The sequence below is a fragment of the Pseudonocardia xishanensis genome (assembly GCF_039541715.1).
GTDB classification, from domain to species: Bacteria; Actinomycetota; Actinomycetes; order Mycobacteriales; family Pseudonocardiaceae; genus Pseudonocardia; species Pseudonocardia xishanensis.
Genome location: NZ_BAABGT010000071.1, coordinates 15,626 through 37,031, shown reverse-complemented (window position 1 = coordinate 37,031; position 21,406 = coordinate 15,626). Strand labels below are relative to the sequence as shown.

Annotated in this window: 25 protein-coding genes; 12 read left to right on the top strand and 13 right to left on the bottom strand. The window is 73.6% G+C overall.

The genetic code is table 11. From position 1 onward, the window contains the following. Positions 1-65: 65 nt before the first annotated feature. The 5 genes from ABD993_RS23130 to ABD993_RS23110 are packed head-to-tail and all read right to left on the bottom strand — an operon-like array spanning position 66 to position 3,038. A complete protein-coding gene (locus ABD993_RS23130; protein WP_345422216.1) occupies positions 66-758 on the bottom strand; it encodes a dienelactone hydrolase family protein in 693 nt (230 codons plus the stop codon). Between the two features lie 7 nt (positions 759-765). Then, on the bottom strand, positions 766-1,566 hold the full coding sequence (locus tag ABD993_RS23125) for a methyltransferase domain-containing protein (RefSeq protein ID WP_345422213.1): 801 nt from the start codon (positions 1,564-1,566) through the stop codon (positions 766-768). A gap of 15 nt (positions 1,567-1,581) precedes the next feature. Further along, on the bottom strand, positions 1,582-1,818 hold the full coding sequence (locus ABD993_RS23120; protein ID WP_345422210.1) for a DUF3253 domain-containing protein: 237 nt from the start codon (positions 1,816-1,818) through the stop codon (positions 1,582-1,584). Between the two features lie 36 nt (positions 1,819-1,854). Continuing rightward, positions 1,855-2,709 carry a shikimate dehydrogenase gene (locus tag ABD993_RS23115; RefSeq protein ID WP_345422207.1) on the bottom strand — a complete coding sequence of 285 codons (855 nt, stop codon included), beginning with the start codon at positions 2,707-2,709 and terminating at the stop codon, positions 1,855-1,857. Between the two features lie 14 nt (positions 2,710-2,723). Beyond that, positions 2,724-3,038 carry an MSMEG_0570 family nitrogen starvation response protein gene (locus ABD993_RS23110; protein ID WP_345422204.1) on the bottom strand — a complete coding sequence of 105 codons (315 nt, stop codon included), beginning with the start codon at positions 3,036-3,038 and terminating at the stop codon, positions 2,724-2,726. Positions 3,039-3,133: 95 nt separating this feature from the next. Here ABD993_RS23110 and ABD993_RS23105 point away from each other — a divergent pair, with 95 nt between their 5' ends. From ABD993_RS23105 to ABD993_RS23095, 3 genes are all read left to right on the top strand, one after another. Next, entirely contained in the window at positions 3,134-3,766 is a 633-nt protein-coding gene (locus ABD993_RS23105) for a hypothetical protein (RefSeq protein ID WP_345422201.1), read from the top strand. Positions 3,767-3,779: 13 nt separating this feature from the next. After that, complete coding sequence (dprE2, locus tag ABD993_RS23100) at positions 3,780-4,502, top strand: decaprenylphospho-beta-D-erythro-pentofuranosid-2-ulose 2-reductase (RefSeq protein ID WP_345422198.1); 723 nt, start codon at positions 3,780-3,782, stop codon at positions 4,500-4,502. 138 nt (positions 4,503-4,640) lie between these two features. Continuing rightward, a complete protein-coding gene (locus ABD993_RS23095; RefSeq protein WP_345422195.1) occupies positions 4,641-5,759 on the top strand; it encodes an NDMA-dependent alcohol dehydrogenase in 1,119 nt (372 codons plus the stop codon). Here ABD993_RS23095 and ABD993_RS23090 read toward each other — a convergent pair. After that, complete coding sequence (locus ABD993_RS23090; protein WP_345422192.1) at positions 5,756-6,673, bottom strand: NAD(+)/NADH kinase; 918 nt, start codon at positions 6,671-6,673, stop codon at positions 5,756-5,758. The genes ABD993_RS23095 and ABD993_RS23090 overlap by 4 nt on opposite strands. A gap of 16 nt (positions 6,674-6,689) precedes the next feature. On the opposite strand from ABD993_RS23090, the gene ABD993_RS23085 reads away from it, so the two are divergent. Further along, positions 6,690-7,796, top strand: coding sequence for a dipeptidase (locus ABD993_RS23085; protein WP_345422189.1), 1,107 nt, complete (start codon positions 6,690-6,692; stop codon positions 7,794-7,796). Between the two features lie 3 nt (positions 7,797-7,799). On the opposite strand, the gene ABD993_RS23080 is transcribed toward ABD993_RS23085, so the two are convergent. Genes ABD993_RS23080 through tatA form a run of 3 tightly spaced genes read right to left on the bottom strand, consistent with a single transcriptional unit; the run spans position 7,800 to position 9,622 of the window. Beyond that, the gene (locus ABD993_RS23080; RefSeq protein WP_345422187.1) at positions 7,800-8,276 is read right to left on the bottom strand and encodes a DUF309 domain-containing protein; all 477 of its coding nucleotides are present in this window, start codon (positions 8,274-8,276) and stop codon (positions 7,800-7,802) included. After that, positions 8,273-9,274 carry a TIGR03854 family LLM class F420-dependent oxidoreductase gene (locus ABD993_RS23075; RefSeq protein WP_345422184.1) on the bottom strand — a complete coding sequence of 334 codons (1,002 nt, stop codon included), beginning with the start codon at positions 9,272-9,274 and terminating at the stop codon, positions 8,273-8,275. Before ABD993_RS23075 ends, ABD993_RS23080 begins: the two co-directional genes overlap by 4 nt. A 42-nt stretch (positions 9,275-9,316) precedes the next feature. Then, a complete protein-coding gene (gene tatA, locus ABD993_RS23070) occupies positions 9,317-9,622 on the bottom strand; it encodes a Sec-independent protein translocase subunit TatA (protein WP_345422181.1) in 306 nt (101 codons plus the stop codon). Between the two features lie 165 nt (positions 9,623-9,787). On the opposite strand from tatA, the gene ABD993_RS23065 reads away from it, so the two are divergent. Continuing rightward, positions 9,788-12,007: a transglycosylase domain-containing protein gene (locus ABD993_RS23065; RefSeq protein ID WP_345422179.1), complete on the top strand. Its 2,220-nt coding sequence runs from the start codon at positions 9,788-9,790 to the stop codon at positions 12,005-12,007. A gap of 108 nt (positions 12,008-12,115) precedes the next feature. Here ABD993_RS23065 and ABD993_RS23060 read toward each other — a convergent pair whose 3' ends face one another. After that, complete coding sequence (locus ABD993_RS23060; RefSeq protein WP_345422176.1) at positions 12,116-13,291, bottom strand: trans-sulfuration enzyme family protein; 1,176 nt, start codon at positions 13,289-13,291, stop codon at positions 12,116-12,118. 21 nt (positions 13,292-13,312) lie between these two features. Further along, positions 13,313-13,888 carry a TIGR03086 family metal-binding protein gene (locus ABD993_RS23055; protein WP_345422174.1) on the bottom strand — a complete coding sequence of 192 codons (576 nt, stop codon included), beginning with the start codon at positions 13,886-13,888 and terminating at the stop codon, positions 13,313-13,315. A 114-nt stretch (positions 13,889-14,002) separates the two neighbouring features. Here ABD993_RS23055 and ABD993_RS23050 point away from each other — a divergent pair, with 114 nt between their 5' ends. The 7 genes from ABD993_RS23050 to pheT all read left to right on the top strand — a co-directional run bounded on the left by ABD993_RS23050 (position 14,003) and on the right by pheT (position 20,168). Next, positions 14,003-14,323: a DUF3817 domain-containing protein gene (locus ABD993_RS23050; protein ID WP_345422171.1), complete on the top strand. Its 321-nt coding sequence runs from the start codon at positions 14,003-14,005 to the stop codon at positions 14,321-14,323. Positions 14,324-14,584: 261 nt separating this feature from the next. Then, positions 14,585-15,187, top strand: coding sequence for a translation initiation factor IF-3 (infC, locus tag ABD993_RS23045; RefSeq protein WP_345422169.1), 603 nt, complete (start codon positions 14,585-14,587; stop codon positions 15,185-15,187). 59 nt (positions 15,188-15,246) lie between these two features. Beyond that, positions 15,247-15,441 carry a 50S ribosomal protein L35 gene (gene rpmI, locus ABD993_RS23040; protein WP_345422166.1) on the top strand — a complete coding sequence of 65 codons (195 nt, stop codon included), beginning with the start codon at positions 15,247-15,249 and terminating at the stop codon, positions 15,439-15,441. 41 nt (positions 15,442-15,482) lie between these two features. Then, on the top strand, positions 15,483-15,857 hold the full coding sequence (gene rplT / locus ABD993_RS23035) for a 50S ribosomal protein L20 (RefSeq protein WP_345422163.1): 375 nt from the start codon (positions 15,483-15,485) through the stop codon (positions 15,855-15,857). A gap of 2 nt (positions 15,858-15,859) precedes the next feature. Further along, the gene (locus tag ABD993_RS23030) at positions 15,860-16,663 is read left to right on the top strand and encodes a TrmH family RNA methyltransferase (RefSeq protein WP_345422160.1); all 804 of its coding nucleotides are present in this window, start codon (positions 15,860-15,862) and stop codon (positions 16,661-16,663) included. Positions 16,664-16,673: 10 nt separating this feature from the next. Then, positions 16,674-17,678 carry a phenylalanine--tRNA ligase subunit alpha gene (pheS, locus tag ABD993_RS23025; protein ID WP_345422157.1) on the top strand — a complete coding sequence of 335 codons (1,005 nt, stop codon included), beginning with the start codon at positions 16,674-16,676 and terminating at the stop codon, positions 17,676-17,678. Between the two features lie 24 nt (positions 17,679-17,702). Further along, positions 17,703-20,168 carry a phenylalanine--tRNA ligase subunit beta gene (gene pheT, locus ABD993_RS23020; RefSeq protein WP_345422154.1) on the top strand — a complete coding sequence of 822 codons (2,466 nt, stop codon included), beginning with the start codon at positions 17,703-17,705 and terminating at the stop codon, positions 20,166-20,168. Positions 20,169-20,184: 16 nt separating this feature from the next. Here pheT and ABD993_RS23015 read toward each other — a convergent pair whose 3' ends face one another. Together ABD993_RS23015 and ABD993_RS23010 are read right to left on the bottom strand one after the other, a co-directional pair. Further along, positions 20,185-20,850 (bottom strand): TMEM175 family protein, encoded by a 666-nt coding sequence (locus ABD993_RS23015; protein ID WP_345422147.1) that lies wholly within the window; start codon positions 20,848-20,850, stop codon positions 20,185-20,187. Between the two features lie 16 nt (positions 20,851-20,866). Next, the gene (locus ABD993_RS23010; protein ID WP_345422144.1) at positions 20,867-21,382 is read right to left on the bottom strand and encodes a hypothetical protein; all 516 of its coding nucleotides are present in this window, start codon (positions 21,380-21,382) and stop codon (positions 20,867-20,869) included. Positions 21,383-21,406: the final 24 nt, after the last annotated feature.

The window sequence follows — 21,406 nt, the reverse complement described above, 5'->3', positions numbered from 1 at the left end:
CAGCCTGCACCGGCCAACCCCCGGCCAGCCGCCTGTCACCAACGTGATGGCCGAGTACACCTAGCTCAGCGCAGGTTCGCGGCCAGGAACGCGTCCGTCTGCTCCCACGCCTCCGCGGCGGCCTTCTCGTCGTACATCGACGGGGCGTCCCAGTTGGAGAAGGCGTGCCCGGCGTCGTGGTGCGCGACGGTGACGTTCGGCTTGTCCGCCATCGCCGCGTCAACCAGCGCGATCTGCTCGGCGGGGATGAACGGGTCGTGGTCGCCGTAGTGGAACAGCGTGGGGCACGTGAGGTTCCCGGCGCTGCCGAGCATGTCGTGGATGCCGGAGCCGTAGTAGGGCACCGCGGCGTCGAGGTCGGGGTTCGTGGTGGCGCACAGGTAGGTCAGGGTGCCGCCGAGACAGAAGCCGATCGCGCCGACCTTGCCGGTGCACGCGTCCAGCCCGCGCAGGTGGGCCAGCGCCGCCGTCATGTCGCCCGCGGCCGCGGCGAAGTCCAGCCGCTGGACCAGTGCCATGCCGTCCGGCATCCCCGTCTCGTCCTTGCGCTCGAAGCGGGGCTCCAGCCGCCAGAACATGTCGGGCGCGAGCGCGACGTAGCCCTCGCCCGCGAGCCGGTCGCAGATGCCGCGGATGTTGTCGTTGATCCCGAAGATCTCCTGGAACACCAGGACGCCGGGGCCGCGGCCGGACTCGGGGAGGGCGAGGTAGGCGTCGAACTCTCCACCGTCCGCGGGGATCTTCTCGTAACGCGTCATGCGCGCATCATGCCCGGGCCACGATCTCCCCGTGCGGCACGATCAGCCATCCGTCGGGGCTGTCCCGCCAGGCCAGCCAGCCCTCCGCGATCTCCCGCAGGTCCCCCTCCGTGGCGAGGCCCCGCTCGAGGGCCTGGGTGGCGATGGCGGACTGCAGGATCCGGTCCGCCCACATCCCGCCCCAGGCCGCGCGGGCCTCGGGCGTGGCGTGGCACCACACCGACGCGGTGGGGGTGATGTCGGTGAACCCGGCGGCGTGGGCCCACGCGAGCAGCCGACGTCCGGCGTCCGGCTCGGCGGAGTTGCCGTGCGCGACGGCCCGGTACAGCTCCAGCCAGCGGTCGAGCCGGGGGTCCGCGGGGTACCAGGTGAACGCTGCGTAGTCCGCGTCCCGCACCGCGACGACTCCGCCCGGCCTGCACACCCGCCGCATCCCGCGCAGCGCCGCCACCGGGTCCGACAGGTGCTGCAGGACCTGATGGGCGTGCACGACGTCCCAGGTGTCGTCCGGGTCGGACAACGCGTAGACGTCGTCCACCGCGAACTCGGGGCCGGAATCGGAGCCGCCGCCCGCCGCCCTGGCCTCGGCCAGCGGGGCCTCCACGACGTCGATCCCGCGGACCCGGCCGGGCGCCACGCGCGTCGCGAGGTCGTGGGTGATGCTGCCCGGCCCGCACCCGACGTCCAGCAGGTCGAGCCCCGGCCGCAGCAGCGGCAGCAGGTACCCGGCGGAGTTCTCGGCGGTCCGGCCGCGGTGCGAGCGCAGCACCGAGTCGTGGTGGCCGTGGGTGTACACGTCGCCGCTCATTCAGTCGCCGTTCGTTCAGTGGACCCTACGGATGCGGATCGGCCCGCGGGCGGTGGCCGGGTCGACCACCGCGCCGCCCTGGGTGACCTCGACCTCCCCCGTCGCGACGAGGCCCCGCGCCGCGTCCCGGACCTCGTCCATCCGGTCCCGCCACCCGTCCGGATCGAGGGCCCGGGCGGCGTCCGAGGGACAGATCGTGCCGGTCCGGGCGCCGAGGAGGTCGAGGATCGCCTGCTCCGCCGCCGTGCTCACCGGGCCACGATGGCACGGGGACGCTCCTCGTGCAGGTCAGCGGGCCGCCGTGTCGGTGGCCGCGTGCAACGCCGTGCGCATGGCCTCGACGGGGCCCGGCAGGCCCGTCATGAGCTCGACCTGCGCGACCGCCTGGTGCAGCAGCACGTCCAGCCCGCTCGCGATCCGGCAGCCGCCGACCGCCGCGCCCGCCGCCAGCGCCGTGGGCCAGGGCGCGTACACCACGTCCAGCACCGCGGCGCCCGGCCGCCAGCGGGCCCCGGCCAGCGCGTCCCCGGCGCCCGCGGGCAGTGTGGAGACCACCACGTCCGCCCCGCCGAGCAGCCGGGCCGCGGCCTCGGTGTCGGTGTCCGCGCCGGTGAGCAGCCCGCGGACGGCCGGCCGGACGTCCAGCCGCTCGGCGGCCGCGAGCAGCCCACCCGCCCGCCGCGGGTCCCGGACGAGCACCACCGGGTCCGACGACCCGAGCTCGGCCAGCGCGGCGAGCGCGGCCTGGGCGGTACCGCCCGCCCCCAGGACGACCGCGTGTTCGATCTCCCGGACGCCGACCTCGCGCAGGGCCTGGACGATCCCGCGCACGTCCGTGTTGTCCGCCCGCCGCCCTTGCGGGCCCAGAACCAGGGTGTTCGCCGCGCCGGTGGCCTCCGCGAGCGCGGACACCGAGTCCGCGACCTCCAGGGCGACCCGCTTGAGCGGCATGGTCAGCGAGAGGCCCGCCCACTCGGCGCCCAGCTCGTCGACGAAAGCGGGCAGCCCGTCCTCGGTGACCTCGATCGCCTCGTAGGACCACTCGGGCAGCCCCAACGCCGCGTACGCCGCGCGGTGCAGCACAGGGGAGAGGGAGTGGCGGATGGGGGTCCCGAGCACCGCTGCCCGTCGTTCGCCGGTCACGGGCCCAGTATCCGTTACCGGCGGAACGCCTCGAGCGTCACCTCGTCGGTGTCCGCGAACCGGGCCGCGGCCCGCTCGATGCCTGCCATGGTGGCGACGGACTCCGCGCACCCGAACCCGTACTTCCGTCGGACGCGCTGGTCGGCGATCCGCATGCAGGTCCGGCTGGTGTCGACGAACTCCGCCACCGGGTAGGTCCGCCCGGCGCGGAAGTAGTCCTCGACGATCAGCGACGGCGAGTAGAAGGACTGGGTGGAGCCGTCCGGCCAGCGGACGTCGAAGAGCACCTCGGGCACGGGACGACGGTAGATCGCGAGTATGTCGGGCATGTTGCGTACCTCGTCCTGATGAATCGCGCGCGGTGGTGCTAATGGACTAACGGCGGGCGCGACACGCAGGTGAACCGCCGACCGGAGGACCTGCCATGACCGCCACCGACCACACCCGCCTCCCCGACGCCGTGCTGCGCGGCGCCACCTCCGAGGACCCCACGGTCGCGATCCCGGTGGTGTCGCCGCAGTACCGGCCGGTCCCGCCCCTGGGGAACCCCTACGGCCCGCCCGCGGGTCTCGGCGGCCACCCCGGGTTCGGCGGCCCGGTCCGGCCCCGCAGGGGCCTGTTCCTCGGCGGGATCGCGGCGGGCGTCGCGGCCGTGGGCCTGGTCGCCGTGGTGGCCGCGGCGGCGTCGACAGCGTCGACAGCGTCGACAGCGTCGACGATGGACGTCGAGGGCACCTTCGTCCTCACCGACACGGGTTCCTCGTACTTCTACGGCTCGTCGTTCACCCCGGGCCGCTCCTGCGCGGGCGACGGCGGCTACTCCGACATCCACTCCGGCACCGCCGTCACGGTCTCCGACGCGGCGGGCCGGATCATCGCCACGGGCGCCCTGTCCGGCGGGGTGGCGACGAGCTCCTCGGTGTGCGCGTTCACCTTCACCGTGCCGGACGTCCCGGCGGGCGAGGACTTCTACCGGCTCGAGGTCTCCCACCGCGGCACGCTCACCTATGACGCGGACGAGCTCGCGGCCGGTCCCGTCGTCACCCTGGGGGACTGACACACTCCCGCCCATGGCGGGGACCGTGCTGGTGCTGGGTGGGCGGAGCGAGATCGGTGTCGCGGTGGCGCGGCGGCTGGCGGGCCGCGAGGCGTCCACCGTGGTGCTGGCCGCCCGCCCGCGCGAGGAGCCCGCGCCCGAGATCCCCGGCGCCGCCGTCGAGCTCGTCCCGTTCGACGCGGACGACCTCGCCTCCCACCGCCCCCTGCTGGACGACGTGGTCGCCCGGCACGGCCTGGACATCGCCGTCGTGGCGTTCGGGCTGCTCGGCGACCAGGCGCGCGCCGAGGCGGACGCCGCCCACGCCGTCCAGATCGTGCACACCGACTACGTCGCGCACGTGCAGGTGCTCACCGAGCTGGCCCGGATCATGAGGGCGCGGGGGCACGGCACGATCGTGGTCTTCTCCTCGGTGGCGGGCGCCAGGGTGCGCCGCGCGAACTACGTCTACGGCTCGGCGAAGGCGGGCCTGGACGGCTTCGCCTCCGGTCTCGCCGACGCCCTGCACGGCACCGGGGTGCGCCTGCTGCTCGTCCGCCCGGGCTTCGTGATCGGCCGGATGACCGAGGGCATGACCCCCGCCCCGTTCTCCAGCACCCCGGACCGGGTCGCCGACGCGACGGTCGCGGCCCTGCGCGCCGGTCGCGGCGAGGTGTGGGTCCCGCGCGTGCTGCAGCCGGTGTTCGCGTTGCTCAGGCACGCCCCGCGGGCGCTGTGGCGCCGCATGCCCCGCTGACTCGGTCGGCGGGCACGGTCGACACCTCCGTGGCGCGGCGTCACAGGTCTGAGGAGAACCCTGGCGCGCACGTGATCGCCGTCATATGTTGGGGCGCGCATCTCCCCATGTGACGACGGAGTCCCAGGAGGACGGACAGTGCAGACTCGCGGAGCGATCATCCGTCAGGCACCCGGAAAGTACGAAGTCGTGGACCTCGAGGTCGACGATCCGCAGACCGGCGAGATCCAGGTCCAGATGGTGGCGTCCGGCATGTGCCACTCGGACGACCACATCGCGACCGGTGACATCCCCGTCGGCGTCTACCCGTTCGCGGGCGGGCACGAGGGCGCGGGGATCATCACGAAGGTCGGGCCGGGCACGAAGGGCTACTCCGAAGGCGACCACGTCGTCTTCTCGTTCCTGCCCGGCTGCGGCCGGTGTCGGTGGTGCGCCACCGGCAGGCAGAACCTGTGCGACCTCGGCTCGACCCTGCTGCAGGGCTCGCGCTGGGAGGACGCCTCGAGCTTCCGGCTCCACCTCGACGACGGACAGCCGGTCGGCCAGATGTGCGGCATCTCGACCTTCTGCGAGACGACGACCGTGGCGATCGACTCCGCCGTCGTCGTGCCGGACGACATCCCGCTCGACAAGGCCTGCCTGGTCGGCTGCGGCGTGGGCACCGGCTGGGGCTCCGCGGTGAACTCCGCCGAGGTCGCGCCCGGCGACACGGTGATCGTGATGGGCATCGGCGGCATCGGGATCAACGCGGTGCAGGGCGCCAAACACGCGGGCGCGTCGAACATCATCGCGGTGGACCCGGTGGCCTTCAAGCGCGAGAAGGCGCAGGAGCTGGGCGCCACGCACGCCGTCGCGTCGATGGAGGAGGCCGCCGAGCTGGGCCGCCAGTTCACCAACGGCCAGGGCGCGGACTCGGCGATCGTGACGGTCGGCGTGACCACCGGAGAGCATGTGGCACAGGCCTTCGGGGCGATCCGGAAGGCCGGCACCGCCGTCGTCACCGGGCTGGGGGACATCACCGAGGTCGGCGTGCCGATCGCGATCTCCGAGCTGACGCTGTTCCAGAAGCGGCTGCAGGGCTCGCTGTTCGGCGCCTCGGCCCCGAGCTTCGGCATCCTGCGGCAGCTGGAGATGTACCAGCAGGGCGTGCTCAAGCTGGACGAGCTGGTGACCAGGACCTACTCGCTGGACGAGATCGGCCAGGGCTACCAGGACATGCACGACGGCAAGAACATCCGCGGCGTGATCATCTACTAGGCGGTGTCCCGCGCCTCCAGGCGTTCCCGCACGTCCCCGGGCAGCAGCTCGCGCAGCTGCTCGGGGAGCAGCGGGAGGTCCAGGAGGCTGAGCTTGACCCGGCTGCGCCGGGCGTGGAGGTCCGGGTCGAGCCGGACCACCCGCCCGGCGTCCGGCTGCACGGAGACGTCGACGTGGTCGCCCGGGCCGACGTCCGCCGACCCGATCCCGTCGACCTCCAGGGCCAGGGACCCGCAGCGCGGGTTCAGCTCCAGGGCCAGTGTGTCGGTCTCGGCGAGGACGAGCGGGCGGGAGATCCCGGACATCGGGGCGGAGGGCGTCACGACGATGCCGCCCACGGACGGCGACACCAGCGGCCCGCCCGCCGCGTAGCTGTACGCCGAGGAACCCGCCGGGGTCGCCACGACGAGGGCGTCGCAGCGGTAGTAGCCGAAGCTGAGCTTGTTCACCGACAGCGTCGCGTCGACGGTGCCGCGGCCGGGGTGGCGGGCCAGCGCCAGGTCGTTGAAGGCGACGTGGTGCGCGCCGCCGGTGTCGATCCGCAGGGCGCTGTGCGGCTCCTCGGTGAAGTCGCCGGAGACCAGCCGCGGCAGCGCCTCGTCGAGCTCGGCGGGGGTGACCTCGACCAGGAAGCCGAGGTTGCCGAGGTGGACGCCGAGCACCGGGACGGGCCGGTCGGCGACCATCCGGAGCGCGCCGAGCATGGTGCCGTCCCCGCCGAGGCTGAGCACGCCGTCGCACTCGGCGGCGAGCTCGTCCGCGCCGACCGGGACGGCGCCCGGGACCCGGCCGGCGTCCGCGGCGCGCACCAGGACCTCCACCCCCTGTCGGGCGGCGAATGCGACCGCGCGCTCGGCGACCTCGGTGACGTCGTTGTGGGGATGGAGGACCAGAGCGATCTGCACAGCCCCCATACTGCCGACTGTGCCGATGGTCGACTCCGCAAGCTCCGTCTCCCCGCTGCTCATCGACGGCCACAACGATCTCCCCTGGGCCCTGCGGGTGTTCGACGGGCCCGAACCGGACCTGGCCGCCGGCGTCCCGTCCCTGCACACGGACCTGCCGAGGCTGCGCGAGGGCGGGGTGGGGGCGCAGTTCTGGTCGGTCTACGTGCCCTGCTCGTACGTCGGGGGTGCGGCGGTGGCGGCGGTCGTCGAGCAGGTGGAGCGGGTGTACGCGCTCGCCGACCGGTACCCGGCCGACCTCCGGGTCGTGACCACGGCCGACGAGGTGGAGGCGGCCCACGCGGACGGCTGGATCGGGTCGCTGCTCGGCGCCGAGGGCGGGCACTCCATCGGCGGATCGCTGCAGGTCCTGCGCGCGCTGCGGCGCTCCGGGGTGCGGTACATGACGGTGACCCACAACCTGAACACGGACTGGGCGGACTCCGCGACGGACGAGCCCGTGCACGGCGGGCTGTCGGACTTCGGGCTCGACGTGGTCGCCGAGATGAACCGGATCGGCATGATCGTCGACCTCTCGCACGTGGCCGCCACGACGATGCGGGCCGCGCTGGCGGCGACCCGGGCGCCGGTGCTGTTCACGCACTCGTCGGCCCGCGCGGTGACCGACCATCCGCGGAACGTGCCCGACGACGTGCTGAGCTCCCTGCGGGACAACGGCGGCGTCTGCATGGTGACCTTCGTCCCACGCTTCGTCTCCCGTGCCGTCGCGGACTGGGACGCGCGGCTGGCGGACGCGATGGCGGCCGCGGGCCGGGACCACCGCGACCTGCGCGCCCGGGACGCCTTCGCCGCGCAGTGGGACGGCCCGCCGATGCCCGGCGCGACGCTGGACGACGTGGTCGCGCACTGCGAGCACGTCCGCGAGGTGGCGGGGATCGACCACATCGGGATCGGCGGGGACTACGACGGCGTCGCCGAGCTCCCCGCGGGCCTGGAGGACGTGAGCGCCTACCCCCGGCTCTTCGACGCGCTGTCCGCGCGCGGCTGGTCGTCGGGCGAGCTGGACAGGCTCGCGGGCCGCAACGTCCTCCGGGTCCTGCGCGCGGTGGACGACGTCGCCCACCAGGACTGATCGTCAGGCCCTGAGGCGGGGCGCGAGGTCGTCCGCGCTCACCGTGTCGATGCCGTCGTGCTCGATGGTCGCGGCCAGGTGGAAGGCGTGTTCCTGAAGGCCCCGGACGTCGAGGTCGGCCGGGGGGTCGCCGATCCAGCGGGCCATGCCGTCGCCGGCCCGTTCGAGCAGCGACACCGCACCGCGGGCGTTGCCCCGCTTGGCGTGGGTGAGCCCGGCGCCGTACTGGGCCAGCGCGCGCCAGAGATCGCGGGTGGCCGGGCCCGCGGCCTTCCACGCGGCCTCGAACACCTCGTGGGCCTGGAAGGGGAGCCCGTCGTCGAGCAGGCGCTGGGCCTCGTCCACGGTCTCGGCGGGGGTGAGGCGCAGATCCTCCGGGATCTGGGGGACCCCTTGGGCGCCGTAGGGGAGGGGGCGGCCGAGCTCGTCTCGAGGGCGGGCGTTGCGCGCCCGCCCGGCGAGGTCCCGGTCCCGCCTCACACCCTCTCCGTCCCGATGGTCGACTCCGCGGGCTGCGTCTCCGTCCCGATGGTCGACTCCGCGGGCTGCGTCTCCGTCCCGATGGTCGACTCCGCGGGCTCCGTCTCCAGTCCTCGCAGCTCCTGGTCGAACTGGTCGAGGAAGCCGCGCCAGTCCGGGATCGGGGTGGCCGGGCGCACCACGAACTTCGTGAGCCCCGCGTCGACGTACTCGCCGATCCGCGCCCGCGCCTCGGCCCAGCCGCGGGCGACGATCCGCTCCGGCGCGACGTCCGGGCGCCGGTCGACCGACCCCGCCAACGCCGCCGCGACCTGGGCCTCCGTGGCCTCCGGTGGGACGACGGCGAGGTTGGTGCCGTAGTGGTCCTCCTCGATCTCACGTCCCGCGGCGGCCGCGGCGCGCTCGATCGCGGCCCGGCACTCCGCGGCCTCCGCGGCCGTGACGAAGCTGCCCAGCCAGCCGTCCGCCAGCCTGCCGATCCGGTCGAGGCCGACCGGGGCGCGCCCACCCAGCCACAGGTCCAGCCGGGGTGGGCGGGGACGGATCGCGGCGTCGTCGAGGTGGAAGAACTCGCCGTGGTGGGTGACCCGGTCCTCGGTCAGCAGCCTGCGGAGCACCACCAGGCTCTCCTCGAACACCGCCGCGCGCTGCCCGGGCACCGGGTAGAGCTGGCGCTCGGCGCCGCGGGCGGGACGGACCCCGAACGCCGGGAGGATGCGCTTCGGGGCGAGGGTCGCCAGCGTGGCGAGCTGGGCCGCGACGAGCGCGGGATTGCGGCCCGGCAGCACCAGCACCCCGGTGCCGATCTTGAGGTTCCGGGTGCGACCCGCTGCGAAGGCCATGCCCGCCATGGCGTCGACGGAGTCCGAGCCCACCAGGTCCGCCAGCCACAGCGAGTCGATCCCGCGGGTCTCCAGCTCGTCCACCAGCTCGGCGAAACCGCCGGCGCCGGTCGATCCGCCGACGGGCAACGAGCCGATCCCGATCCGCACCTTCACGGGCCCGACGCTAATCGTGCGCCGCGGCCCGTGTCGACGTGGTCAGGTGGTGGCGGGCGGCACGGCGGCCGTCGGGAGCCCCGCGGTCGCTCCGTGCTCCGGGGCGTGGGCCGCGGTCTCCGCCTGCGCGGCAGGGGGGAGCGGTGAGGCCGTGGACGGCGGTGCCGCCGCGGAGCCGGTCGACGCCACCGAGGTCTCCGACGGCGGCTCCTCGGCCCGCAGCTCCGCCCTGAGGATGCGGGTCGACCGACCCAGGCTGCGGGCCGCGTCCGGCAGTCGCCTCGCCCCGAACAGGAGCACGAACACCGCGATCACGACGATCCAGTGCCATGCGCTGAGCTCACCCATGCGCGCAGTGTGCCGCGGGACACCACGGTCCGACAGACCGGGGTGCACATTCTCAGCCGGTCGTCAGGAAATGCGTCCGAATTGCGGGGAAACGTCGGGAACGCGGCGTTCGGTCCGTCTGACGGCGGGCGATCCGGCCTGGTAGACAGTGCGACCGTGGGTCGCATGGTGGGTGTCCGGCAGCTCGTCGTGCTGACGGTGGTGGCCGGCGTGGTGCTCGCCGGAATGCTGTTTCCGGTCGCCGGCGGAATCGGGCTGCTCGCCGGTTCCGTGAGCGATTCCGCGGTGGGCACGAACGCCGACCTGAAGGCGGGCGTGCTGCCGTCGGTGACCCGGGTGCTGGACAAGAACGGGAACACGGTCGCGTCGCTCTACCAGCAGTACCGGGTGCCCGTGGAGAGTGGGCAGATCGCGCCCGCGATGAAGGCGGCGATCGTCGCCATCGAGGACCGGCGCTTCTACGAGCACGGCGGTTTCGACCCCATCGGCGCGGCCCGCGCGCTGGTCAACAACTCCAACGGCGGGCAGACCCAGGGCGCGTCGACGCTCACCGAGCAGTACGTCAAGAACTACGACCTGTACGTCGCCGCGAAGACGGACGCCGAGCGGCGCGCCGCCGTCGCGCCGAGCTACGCCCGCAAGCTCAAGGAGGCCGAGCTCGCGGTCTCCCTCGACCACGACCTGTCGAAGGACGAGATCCTCACCCGCTACCTCAACCTCGTGTACTTCGGCCACGGGGCGTACGGGGTGCAGGCGGCCGCGCAGGCCTACTTCGGGGTCGACGCCTCGGCGCTCACCGTGCCGCAGGCCGCGCTGCTCGCGGGCATGGTGCAGAGCCCGGCCGAGTACGACCCGATCAGCCACCCGGAGGCGGCCACCGGTCGTCGCAACGTGGTGATCGAGGCACTGCGGTCGCAGGGCTCGATCCCGGACGACAGCGCGACGGCCCAGCCGCTGGGCGTCGTGGCGGACCCGGCGATCCCGGGGGAGGGGTGCATCGGGGCCGGGGACGCGGGCTACTTCTGCGACTACGTGCTCGCCTACCTCGACCAGGCCGGGTTCGCCACGGACCGGCTCGCGGGCGGCGGCTACACGATCACCACGACCCTGGACCCGGACGCGCTGGCCAAGACCAAGGCCGCGATCGACGAGCAGGTCCCGCCGACCCAGCCACACGTCGCGGACGTCATGGCGGTCGTGCGGCCGGGCGCGGACGCGCACCAGGTCGTCGCGATGGCGGCCAACCGGACCTTCGGCAACAAGCCGGGCGAGTCCAGCTACGGGCTGCCCTACGAGCCGGAGAACATGGGCGCGGGCTCGGTCTACAAGATCTTCACCGCGGCCACGGCCATGGAACAGCACCTCATCGGCATCGACACGGTGATCTCGGTGCCGCCCAGCGGGTACACCTCGCCGATCTACCGCAACGGCGCGGGCAGGCCGATCCCGGTGGGCAACGCAGGGAACTACCGGACCGCGCTGACCCTGCAGGACGCGCTGGCGGAGTCGCCGAACACGGCGTTCGTCAAGCTCGAGGAGAACACGGGCATCCCGCCCGTCGTCGACATGGCGGTCCGGCTGGGGCTCACCTCGCTGGCCGAGACCCCGTACAGCGGCAAGGCGGGGACCCCGTCGATCGCCGACGTCATGAAGGCGCAGAACCAGGCCTCGTTCACCCTCGGCGTCACCCCGACCAGCGCCCTGGAGCTGGCGAACGTGCAGGCGACGCTGGCCTCGCACGGCACCTGGTGCCCGCCGACCCCGCTGACCTCGATGACCGACCGGACGGGCGCGGCCGTGACGATCACGCAGCAGGCCTGCCGGCAGGCGCTCGACCCCGCGATCGCGGACACCCTGATGACGGGCCTGTCCAAGGACGACGCCGCGGGCGGCACCTCGGCCGCCGCGGCCGGGATCATGGGCTGGGACCGGCCGATCGCGGCGAAGACGGGGACCACGCAGGAGTACAAGTCCGCGGCGTTCGTCGGGGCGACCCCGCAGCTCGCGGGCGCGGCGATCGTGTTCGACGACTCCAGCTCGCCCAAGCCGATCTGCGACGGCAGTCCGCCGCGGACCTGCGGGGGAGGCAACATCTACGGCGGCAAGGCCCCGGCCAGGACCTTCTACCGGGCCTTCGGCGACATCCTGGCGGGCCAACCGGTCGCCCCGCTGCCCGCCGTGGACCCGGCGTACCTGACGGGCACCCTCCCCTCCGTCGTCGTCGCCCCGCCGCCGGACCAGCAGCCCCCGGCGGGCGACCAACCCGCCCCCGACCCCGCGACCCGGAACGGCGGCGGGGAGAACCCCGGCGGCAACGGCGGGGGCGACGGCGGCGGGGGCAACGGCGGCGGGGGCAACGGCGGGAACGGCGGGAACGGCGGCTGACGTCCCACGCACGCGTCCGAAGTGGGGGACTCGCGGGTCGGACGTGGGGGACTCGCGAGACGGTGCCCGCGAGTCCCTCGTTCTCGGCGGCCGAGTCGGACGTCCGGGTCAGCGGGGGCCGAGGACCGCGGTCAGGGCCCGGTCGAGGTCGGCGACGAGGTCTCGCGGGTCCTCCAGTCCCACCGAGAAGCGCAGGTGGCCCCAGGTGCGGAACTCCTCGGGCCAGTACCGCGCCCGTTCGTCGTCCCCGGCCACGTGCACGACCAGCGACTCGTCGTGGCCCAGGGACACCGCGGACGTGATCAGCCGCAGCGCCGCCACGAACGCGTTCTGGTCGCCGCGCACGGCGAAGGCGAGCATCCCGCCGAAACCGTCCATCGTGCGCGCCGCCAGCTCGTGCTGCGGGTGTGAGGGCAGGCCGGGGTAGGCCACGTACGCCACCCGCGGGTCCGCCTCCAGGAACTCCGCCACCGCCTGCGCGGACGAGCAGTGCTGCCGCATCCGCAGCGGCAGCGTCACCATGCCGCGCATGATCAACCACGCGTGGAACGGCGACAGCACCCCGCCCACGTTGACCTGCGCGTCCGCCCTGATCCGGTCGGTGAGCGCGCGGTCGCCGATCACCGCGCCCCCCATCGCGTCCCCGTGCCCGTTGAGGTACTTCGTCAGCGAGTGCACGACCAGGTCCGCGCCCAGCGCGAGTGGCCGCTGCAGGACGGGGGTGGCGAAGGTGGCGTCGACGCTCAGCAGGGCCCCGGCCGCGTGCGCGATCTCGGCCACCCTGGCGAGGTCGGCGATCCGCGTCGTCGGGTTCGCGGGGGTCTCGACGTGCACGAGTCGGGTCTCGGGCCGGATGGCCGCCCGCACGGCCTCGGGATCGGACGCGTCCACGAGGGTCGCGGTGATCCCGTACTTCTCCGGGAGGAGCCGCGTGAGCAGCGTGTAGGTGGCGACGTAGGTCGTGTCCGCGCACACCACGTGGTCCCCGGAGCGCAGGAAGGTGAAGAACACCGCGTGCAGGGCCGCGACCCCGCTGGCCAGGGCGACGGCGTCGACGTCGCCGCGCTCACCGGCCGTCTCCAGCAGGGCGAGCTTCTCCTCCAGCCAGCCCTGGTTCGCGCCGCCGTTGCGCGTGTAGAGCGGCGTGGAGAAGTCCGACCAGCTCAGCTGTGACGGGTCGTCCGGCAGCGCGTAGGAGTTGGCCATGACCAGCGGACGCCGGATGGCGCCGGTGCCGGGATCGACGGCGTTGCCCGCGTGGACGCTCAAGGTCTCGAAGTGCACCCGGGCATTGTCGCCGCGTCGTCAGGGGGTCCAGCGCGGGTCCCGCCCCTCGATGCCGAGCACGCGGTGGAACACCGGCGCGCCCGCGCCGACCTCGACGCGCTCGCCGAACAGCCCCGGCACCACGACCTCGAACCCCGCGGCGAACGCCAGGCACGCCTGCGCGCTCGGCCCGTCCACCGAGAACCGCTGCCGGGTGGCACGGGCGAGGTCCCAGCCGTGCACGACCAGCTCGTTGAGCGCGATCACCCCGACCTCGGCGGCGGGGAAGTCCAGCCCACCCGCCCGGGTCCCGCCCGCCCAGGCCTCCGGGTCGGTCCACGCCGCGGCCAGCTCCGCGAGCCGGTCCGGCAGCTCGGTGCGCCAGTCCGGGTCGAGGTGCGCGGCGCTCGGCTCGACGGGCCCGTCCGTCGGGGTCTTGCGGGCGGCGTGGGTGAACTCCGTGGTCAGGACGAGGAGGTGGTCCAGCAGCGTCGCGACGTCGAAGCCCGGGCAGGGCGTCCGGTCGCCGAGCTGCTCGGGCCCGATCGCGGGCAGGAGGGCGGCCACCCGGCGGGCGGCGGGGGCCAGGTCGAGGGTGCGCGTCGCGGTGGTCATGCCGGGTGGACCGCGGGCCGCGCGGAAACTCATCGGTCGTGGTGTTCGACACCCTGTAGAAGTCGGGCATCGCCCGTGCGGCACCATGGGGCCCAGTCGACGAGAGGGAGCGCAATGACGGCCAGCACCGCGACGGTCAGCGGCATCGGCAGGATCTTCCGCGTGGTCGCGATCGCCGAGGCCTGCTCGTGGGCCGGGCTGCTGATCGGCATGTTCTTCAAGTACGTCGTGGTGCGCAACGAGATCGGCGTGACGGTGTTCGGTCCGATCCACGGCGCGCTCTTCGTGCTCTACGTCGGGGTCGCCCTCGCGGCCTCGCGGATGCTGCGCTGGGACCTCAAGACCCTGGCACTGGCGCTGTTCTCCTCCATCCCGCCCCTGATGACCATCTGGTTCGAGCGCCGCGCGGCCGCACGGGGACAGCTGGCGGGCTGACGGCGCGGGACCTGAACCGTGCAGGCGCGGTTCGGGTACCGGGGTGCGGTCGGACCGCCCCCGGCTGACCCCCGGGGCCGGGTCCGTGTACTCTCTGGAATGCGACCACCCCGTCGCGCGTTGTTCCGCGCGTCAGGGCGATCAAGTGGAGCCCCGCTCCCACCCGCTCACCATCCCTACAGGTGTACGGGTCCCGGTCAGCGGTTCGGCCGTACGGCCGAACTGTGTGGATCGACGGGTCTTTGCTTGTCGTCGCATGACATGACGGCACACCGAGGAGACCCCATCACCACAGAGACCCGCATCAACGACCGCATCCGCGTTCCCGAGGTCCGCCTCGTCGGACCGAACGGGGAGCAGGTCGGCATCGTGCGCATCGAGGACGCCCTGCGGTTGGCGCAGGAGGCCGAGCTGGACCTCGTCGAGGTCGCGGCTGCGGCCCGCCCGCCCGTCTGCAAGCTCATGGACTACGGCAAGTTCAAGTACGAGAGCGCGCAGAAGGCCCGGGAGTCCCGGCGGAACCAGCAGCTCACGGTGATCAAGGAGCAGAAGCTCCGGCCGAAGATCGACACCCACGACTACGAGACCAAGAAGCGCAACGTGGTCCGTTTCCTCGAGGGTGGCAACAAGGTCAAGGTCACCATCATGTTCCGCGGTCGCGAGCAGAGCAGGCCCGAGCTGGGCTACCGGCTGCTGCAGCGGCTCGCCGAGGACGTGCAGGAGCTGGGAGTCGTCGAGGCCGCCCCCAAGCAGGACGGCCGCAACATGACCATGGTGATCGCACCCACGAAGAAGCCGGTCAAGCGCGCGGCGGCCGAGGCCGCCGAGGCCGCTGCCGAGTCGACCGCGGAGCCCACCGCCTAGACCTGCCCGAAGCAGTACCGGCCCCTGCCCCAGGGGCAGCGACGCAAGAAGGATCAGCCATGCCCAAGAACAAGACGCACAAGGGAACGGCGAAGCGGGTCAAGGTGACCGGCTCCGGCAAGCTCCTGCGCCAGCAGACCGGTCTGCGTCACCGGCTCGAGGTCAAGTCGAGCAAGGAGACCCGCGACCTGTCGCGCGTCGTCGAGGTGAACAAGGCCGACCGCAAGCGCGTCAAGAAGCTGCTCGGTCGCTGAGCTCGCTCCTCCGCCCCCCTGACAAGTAAGGACACACCCTCATGGCACGCGTGAAGCGCGCGGTGAACGCCCAGAAGAAGCGCCGCACGGTTCTGGAGGCGTCGGCCGGTTACCGCGGGCAGCGTTCGCGGCTCTACCGCAAGGCGAAGGAGCAGCAGCTCCACTCGCTGACCTACGCCTACCGGGACCGCCGTGCGCGCAAGGGTGACTTCCGGCAGCTGTGGATCACCCGCATCAACGCAGGCGCCCGCGCCAACGGCATGACCTACAACCGCTTCATCCAGGGCCTCAAGGTCGCGGGTGTCGAGGTGGACCGCAAGAACCTGTCGGAGCTCGCGATCAGCGACCCGGCGGCGTTCACCGCGCTCGTCGAGATCGCGAAGGCGAACGTCCCGGCGCAGAACACCGCCGCCTGAGTTTGCTCACCGAACGCACACCGCGCGTCGCGGCAGCCCGCAAGCTGCTGCGGCGCGTCGGTCGTGAGAGGGCCGGGCGCTTCCTCGTCGAGGGCGCCCAGGCCGTCCGCGAGGCGGTCGAGTACGCGCGGGTCCACGAGATCTTCGCGACCGGCCTCGCGCTCGACCGCAACGTCGACCTGGTCGACGCCGCCGAGGACCGCGGCATCATGGTCACCCCGGTCACCGACAAGGCGGCGGACGGGCTGTCGGACACCGTCACCCCGCAGGGCCTGGTCGCCGTCTGCGACCTGGTGGACGTGCCGCTGGAGCAGGCCTGCGAGGACGCACGCCTGGTCGTCGTGCTCGCCGGGATCACCGAGCCGGGCAACGCGGGCGCCGTGCTGCGCGCCGCGGACGCGGCCGGGGCGGGCGCCGTCGTCTTCGCGGGGGACACCGTCGACCCACACAACGGCAAGGCCGTCCGGGCGTCGACGGGCAGCCTGTTCCACCTGCCGGTCGCCCGGGAGCGGGACCTGCCCACGGTGCTCGCCGCGCTGCACGGGCTCACCCTGCTGGCCGCGGACGGCCACGGCGAGCTGGATCTGCACTCCCCGCAGGCCGACGAGGTGCTGGCCGCCCCCACCGCCTGGATATTCGGCGGTGAGGCGCACGGGGTCCCGGATACGGTCCTGGCGCGGGCCGACCACCGGGTCCGGGTCCCGCTCTACGGCCGCGCGGAGAGCCTGAACCTGGCCACCGCCGCGGCGGTCTGCCTGTATGCGAGCGCTGCGCGGCAGCGCTCTAGGATCACCGACCGTGGCTGAGGGAACTGCGATGACCGACGATCTCGACGCTGCCGTGAAGGCGGCCCGCGAGGCGTTCGACGGCGCGGGTGACCTCGACGCGCTCGCCGCCGTCAAGCCCGCCCACCTGGGCGACAGGGCTCCGGTGCTGCTCGCCCGGCGCAGCCTGGGCGGCCTGCCGGGCAAGGAGCGGGCCGAGGCGGGCAAGCGGGTCAACGCCGCCCGGGTCGAGGTCCAGGCCGCGTTCGACGAGCGCCGCGCCGTCCTCGTGGCCGAGCGGGACGAGCGCGTGCTGCGCGAGGAGACCGTCGACGTCAGCCTGCCGTGGGATCGCCACCCGCGCGGCGCCCGGCACCCGATCACGCAGATCGCCGAGCAGATCGCGGACGTGTTCGTCGGGATGGGCTGGGAGGTCGCGGAGGGCCCGGAGGTCGAGTCCCCCTGGCTGAACTTCGACGCACTGAACTTCGGCAAGGACCACCCGGCGCGGACGATGCAGGACACGTTCTACCTGTCGGACGGCACGGTCCTGCGCACGCACACGTCCCCGGTGCAGGTCCGGGCGCTGCTGGAGCGCGAGCTGCCGGTCTACGTCGTCTGCCCGGGCCGCACCTTCCGCACCGACGAGCTGGACGCCACCCACACGCCCGTCTTCCACCAGGTCGAGGGCCTGGCGGTGGACAGAGGCATCACGATGGCGCACCTCAAGGGCACGCTGGACGCCTTCGCCCGCGCGATGTTCGGGGCCGAGTCCACGACCCGGCTGCGTCCGAGCTTCTTCCCCTTCACCGAGCCGTCCGCCGAGGTGGACGTGTGGTTCCCGGAGAAGAAGGGCGGCGCGGGCTGGGTCGAGTGGGGCGGCTGCGGCATGGTCAACCCCCACGTCCTGCGGTCCTGCGGCGTGGACCCGGAGGTCTACTCCGGCTTCGCGTTCGGCATGGGCCTGGAGCGGACCCTGCAGTTCCGCAACGGCCTGCCGGACATGCGGGACATGGTCGAGGGCGACGTGCGGTTCAGCCGCGCCTTCGGAATCTGACGCAGCAATCGAGGAGACGTCACAGTGCGAGTCCCCCTGTCCTGGCTGCGTGACCACGTCGCCGACGTCCCCGCCGACCCCGCGGTCGTCGGGGAGGCGTTCGTGCGCGTGGGTCTGGAGCTCGAGGAGATCCCTCCGCTCCCTGAGGTCACGGGTCCGCTCACCGTGGGCCGGGTCCTGGAGATCGAGGAGCTCACCGGGTTCAAGAAGCCGATCCGGTACTGCCGGGTGGACGTCGGGAACGCCGATCCGCAGGGGATCGTCTGCGGGGCACGGAACTTCGCCGTGGGCGACCTGATCGTCGCGGCGCTGCCGGGTGCGGTGCTGCCCGGTCCGTTCCCGATCGCGGCGCGCGAGACCTACGGCAGGACCTCCGACGGGATGATCTGCTCGGCCCGCGAGCTCGGGCTGGGCCAGGACCACACCGGGATCCTCGTGCTGCCGCCGGGGACCGCCGAGCCGGGTGCGGACGCGCTGCCGGTGCTCGGGCTGGACGACCCCGTCGTCGAGCTGGCGATCACCCCGGACCGGGGTTACTGCTTCGCCGTGCGCGGGCTCGCGCGCGAGCTGGCGGCGTCGCTCGGCACCGGGTACACCGATCCTGCGCTGCAGGTCACCGTGCCCGCGGAGGCGACCGCCGCGTACCCGGTCCGCATCGAGGACCCCACGGGTTGCGCCCGCTTCGTCACGCGCCGGGTCACCGGGGTCGACGCGAGCGCGCCGTCCCCGTGGTGGATGCAGCGCAGGCTGCTCGCCGCGGGGATGCGGCCGATCTCGCTGACCGTCGACGTCACCAACTACGTGATGCTCGACCTCGGCCAGCCCATCCACGCCTACGACGCCTCCACGCTCCGGGGAGACATCGTGGTGCGGCGTGCGGCCGAGGGCGAGAAGCTCCGCACGCTCGACGACGTCGAGCGCACCCTGGACCCGGACGACCTGCTGATCACGGACTCGTCCGGCCCGATCGGGCTGGCGGGCACCATGGGCGGGGCCTCCACGGAGATCCCCCTGGGCGCCGAGGGCCGCATCGACGTCGTGATCGAGGCGGCACACTTCACCCCGACCGTGGTCGCGCGGGCCGCCCGGCGGCACAAGCTGCCCAGCGAGGCGGCGAAGCGCTTCGAGCGCGCCGTCGACCCGGAGCTCCCGCCGATCGCGGCCGAGCTGGTGGCGAACCTGCTGGTGGAGCACGGTGGCGGGCGGATCGAGCCCGGCCGCACGGACGTCGGCGCCGCGTCCGCGCCGCCTCCGATCACCCTCCCGCTGGACCTGCCGGACCGGATCGCGGGCACGACCTACGCAGCCGGTACCACCGTGGCCCGGCTGGAGCAGGTCGGCTGCACGGTCACCGGGACCGACCCGCTCACCGTCACCCCGCCGAGCTGGCGGCCCGACCTCGACCTGCCCGAGGCGCTGGTCGAGGAGGTGCTGCGGCTGGAGGGCTACGACACCATCCCGTCGGTGCTGCCCGCCGCGCCCGCGGGGCGGGGGCTCACCGCGGCGCAGCGGCGCACCCGCGCCGTGTCCCGGGCCGTCGCCGAGTCCGGGTTCGTCGAGGTGGAGCCGTTCCCGTTCGTCTCCGACGCCGCGTGGGACGCGCTGGGCCTGCCCGGCAACGACATCCGCCGCCAGACCGTCACGGTCGTCAACCCGCTGGACGCCGAGCGCAACCGGCTGTCCACCACGCTGTTGCCGGGGCTGCTGGACACCCTGGTGCGCAACAGGGCCCGCGGGTTCGACGATCTCGCGCTCTTCACCGTCGGGCAGGTCGTGCTGCCACACCGCAACCCGGTGCCGATGCCGGACCCGGCCGTGGACCGCAGGCCGTCGGACGACGAGATCGCCATGATCAAGGCCGCGCTGCCCGCCCAGCCCGTGCACGTCGGTGCGGTGCTGGCCGGGAACCGCGAGCCCGGCGGCTGGTGGGGCGCGGGTCGGGCCGCGGGCTGGCAGGACGCGATCGAGACGGGTCGGCTGGTCGGCAGGGTCGCGGGCGTCGAGCTGCGGGCGACCGCGGCGGATCTCGCCCCCTGGCACCCCGGGCGCTGTGCGGCGCTGCGGGTGGGGGAGTGGGTCGTCGGGCACGCCGGTGAGCTGCACCCGAAGGTCGTCGAGGCGCTGGGGCTGCCGCCGCGCACCTGCGCGATGGAGCTGGACCTGGACGCGATCCCGCTGCAGGACGTCCGGCCCGCCCCGCAGATCTCGCCGTACCCGCCGATCTCGGTGGACGTCGCGCTGGTCACGGCGGAGGACGTGCCCGCGGCGGAGGTCGCCGCGGCGCTGACCCTGGGCGGCGGCGCGCTGCTCGAAGCGGTCCGCCTGTTCGACGTCTACGCGGGCGACCAGGTCGGCGAGGGCAAGCGCAGCCTGGCGTACTCCCTGCGCTTCCGCGCCCCGGACCGCACGCTGACCAGCGAGGAGGCGAACGCGGCGCGGGACGCGGCGATCGCCGAGGCGGCGGCGCGGTTCGAGGTCGTCCAGCGCTAGGACGTCCGCTAGCCGGTCAGGCGTCGACGCCCTTGCCGGTGATGCCCAGGCGGTCGGTGACCAGGCCGCCGAGGAAGGGCAGCACCCCCCAGAGGGCGAAGGCCCAGCTGCCGAGCAGCGGGAACAGCGGGATCGACACCAGGAACGCCCCGCCGATGACGGCCGAGGCCACCCAGCCCCGGTGCAGCCAGTGCCGCGGGGTGCCCGGGATGAAGGCCCCGGTGCGCGCCAGGACGAGCACGAGCACCGCGAACGTGCCGGTCTGGAGGGTCTGCGCGAGCGCGTAGACGGCGAACCGCGGGAAGTCGACCTGCTCCTCGGAGATGAACCGGGTGAGGAACGGTGTCAGCACGATCAGCAGCAGCCAGAGCATGTTCAGCCAGATGATCCCGGTGTCCGCCCGCCCGACGTACCGGAACAGCCGGTGATGGCTCATCCAGTGCCGCGCGATCACCGCGAAGCTGATCAGGAAGGCCAGGTACTCGCCCCAGTCCGCGGCGAAGCCCGCCGCGAGCTCGGCCGCGGTCTCGCCCCGGGGGACCTGGAGCTCGATGGCGAGCAGCGTGATCGCGATCGCCACGACCGCGTCGGAGAAGAAGGTCAGCCGCTCGGCGGCGCCCCGGTCGGTCTCCTCGAAGTCCGCCGCCGGGATACCGTCGTGTGTGGACCCGGGCTCGGTCATGCCGGCAGCGTAGCGATCAGCGGGGCGTCCGGCCCAGCGCCGCGACCGCGCTGCGGCCCGCCGCGGCCCAGCGCGCGTCGTCCGGTTCGCAGTCGGCCACGGTGATCGTGACCAGGTGCGCGCCCGTCGCGATCTGCAGAGTCGGACCACCGACCGTCTCGACGACGCGGGCGGCGTCCCCGACCCCGGGCAGGTCGCGTCCCGCGCGCAGCAGGTCGACGGGCGAGCCGTCGCGCACCCCGTAGACGTTGATCCCGGCCAGCGCACGCGGTGTGCCCCGGGTCGCGGAGGTGCTGCAGGAGCGCGGATCGCCGCCGTTCGCAGGCGGCTCGACCGGAGCCTCCACCACCAGCGCGAACCCGTCCGCGTCCAGCAGGCACTCGTCGGCCAGGACGTCGGCGACGAGGGTGGGGCGGCCCGCCACCGGCTGCGGGGCACCGACCGGGGTGGGCTCGGGCACCGCCCGTCCGGGCACCGCGACGGCACACCCGCCCAGGACCAGCACCGCGAGCCCGACCAGCACCCTCTGCACGGGGGGAACCTACGTCGCACCCCG

Coding starts and splice junctions, on each gene's coding strand:
- ABD993_RS23130 (WP_345422216.1), bottom strand. CDS start 758: ATGACGCGTTACGAGAAGATCCCCGCGGACGGTGGAGAGTTCGACGCC.
- ABD993_RS23125 (WP_345422213.1), bottom strand. CDS start 1,566: ATGAGCGGCGACGTGTACACCCACGGCCACCACGACTCGGTGCTGCGC.
- ABD993_RS23110 (WP_345422204.1), bottom strand. CDS start 3,038: ATGCCCGACATACTCGCGATCTACCGTCGTCCCGTGCCCGAGGTGCTC.
- ABD993_RS23105 (WP_345422201.1), top strand. CDS start 3,134: ATGACCGCCACCGACCACACCCGCCTCCCCGACGCCGTGCTGCGCGGC.
- dprE2 (WP_345422198.1), top strand. CDS start 3,780: ATGGCGGGGACCGTGCTGGTGCTGGGTGGGCGGAGCGAGATCGGTGTC.
- ABD993_RS23090 (WP_345422192.1), bottom strand. CDS start 6,673: ATGGGGGCTGTGCAGATCGCTCTGGTCCTCCATCCCCACAACGACGTC.
- ABD993_RS23085 (WP_345422189.1), top strand. CDS start 6,690: ATGGTCGACTCCGCAAGCTCCGTCTCCCCGCTGCTCATCGACGGCCAC.
- tatA (WP_345422181.1), bottom strand. CDS start 9,622: ATGGGTGAGCTCAGCGCATGGCACTGGATCGTCGTGATCGCGGTGTTC.
- ABD993_RS23065 (WP_345422179.1), top strand. CDS start 9,788: ATGGTGGGTGTCCGGCAGCTCGTCGTGCTGACGGTGGTGGCCGGCGTG.
- ABD993_RS23055 (WP_345422174.1), bottom strand. CDS start 13,888: ATGACCACCGCGACGCGCACCCTCGACCTGGCCCCCGCCGCCCGCCGG.
- ABD993_RS23050 (WP_345422171.1), top strand. CDS start 14,003: ATGACGGCCAGCACCGCGACGGTCAGCGGCATCGGCAGGATCTTCCGC.
- infC (WP_345422169.1), top strand. CDS start 14,585: ATGACGGCACACCGAGGAGACCCCATCACCACAGAGACCCGCATCAAC.
- rpmI (WP_345422166.1), top strand. CDS start 15,247: ATGCCCAAGAACAAGACGCACAAGGGAACGGCGAAGCGGGTCAAGGTG.
- rplT (WP_345422163.1), top strand. CDS start 15,483: ATGGCACGCGTGAAGCGCGCGGTGAACGCCCAGAAGAAGCGCCGCACG.
- pheS (WP_345422157.1), top strand. CDS start 16,674: ATGACCGACGATCTCGACGCTGCCGTGAAGGCGGCCCGCGAGGCGTTC.
- ABD993_RS23015 (WP_345422147.1), bottom strand. CDS start 20,850: ATGACCGAGCCCGGGTCCACACACGACGGTATCCCGGCGGCGGACTTC.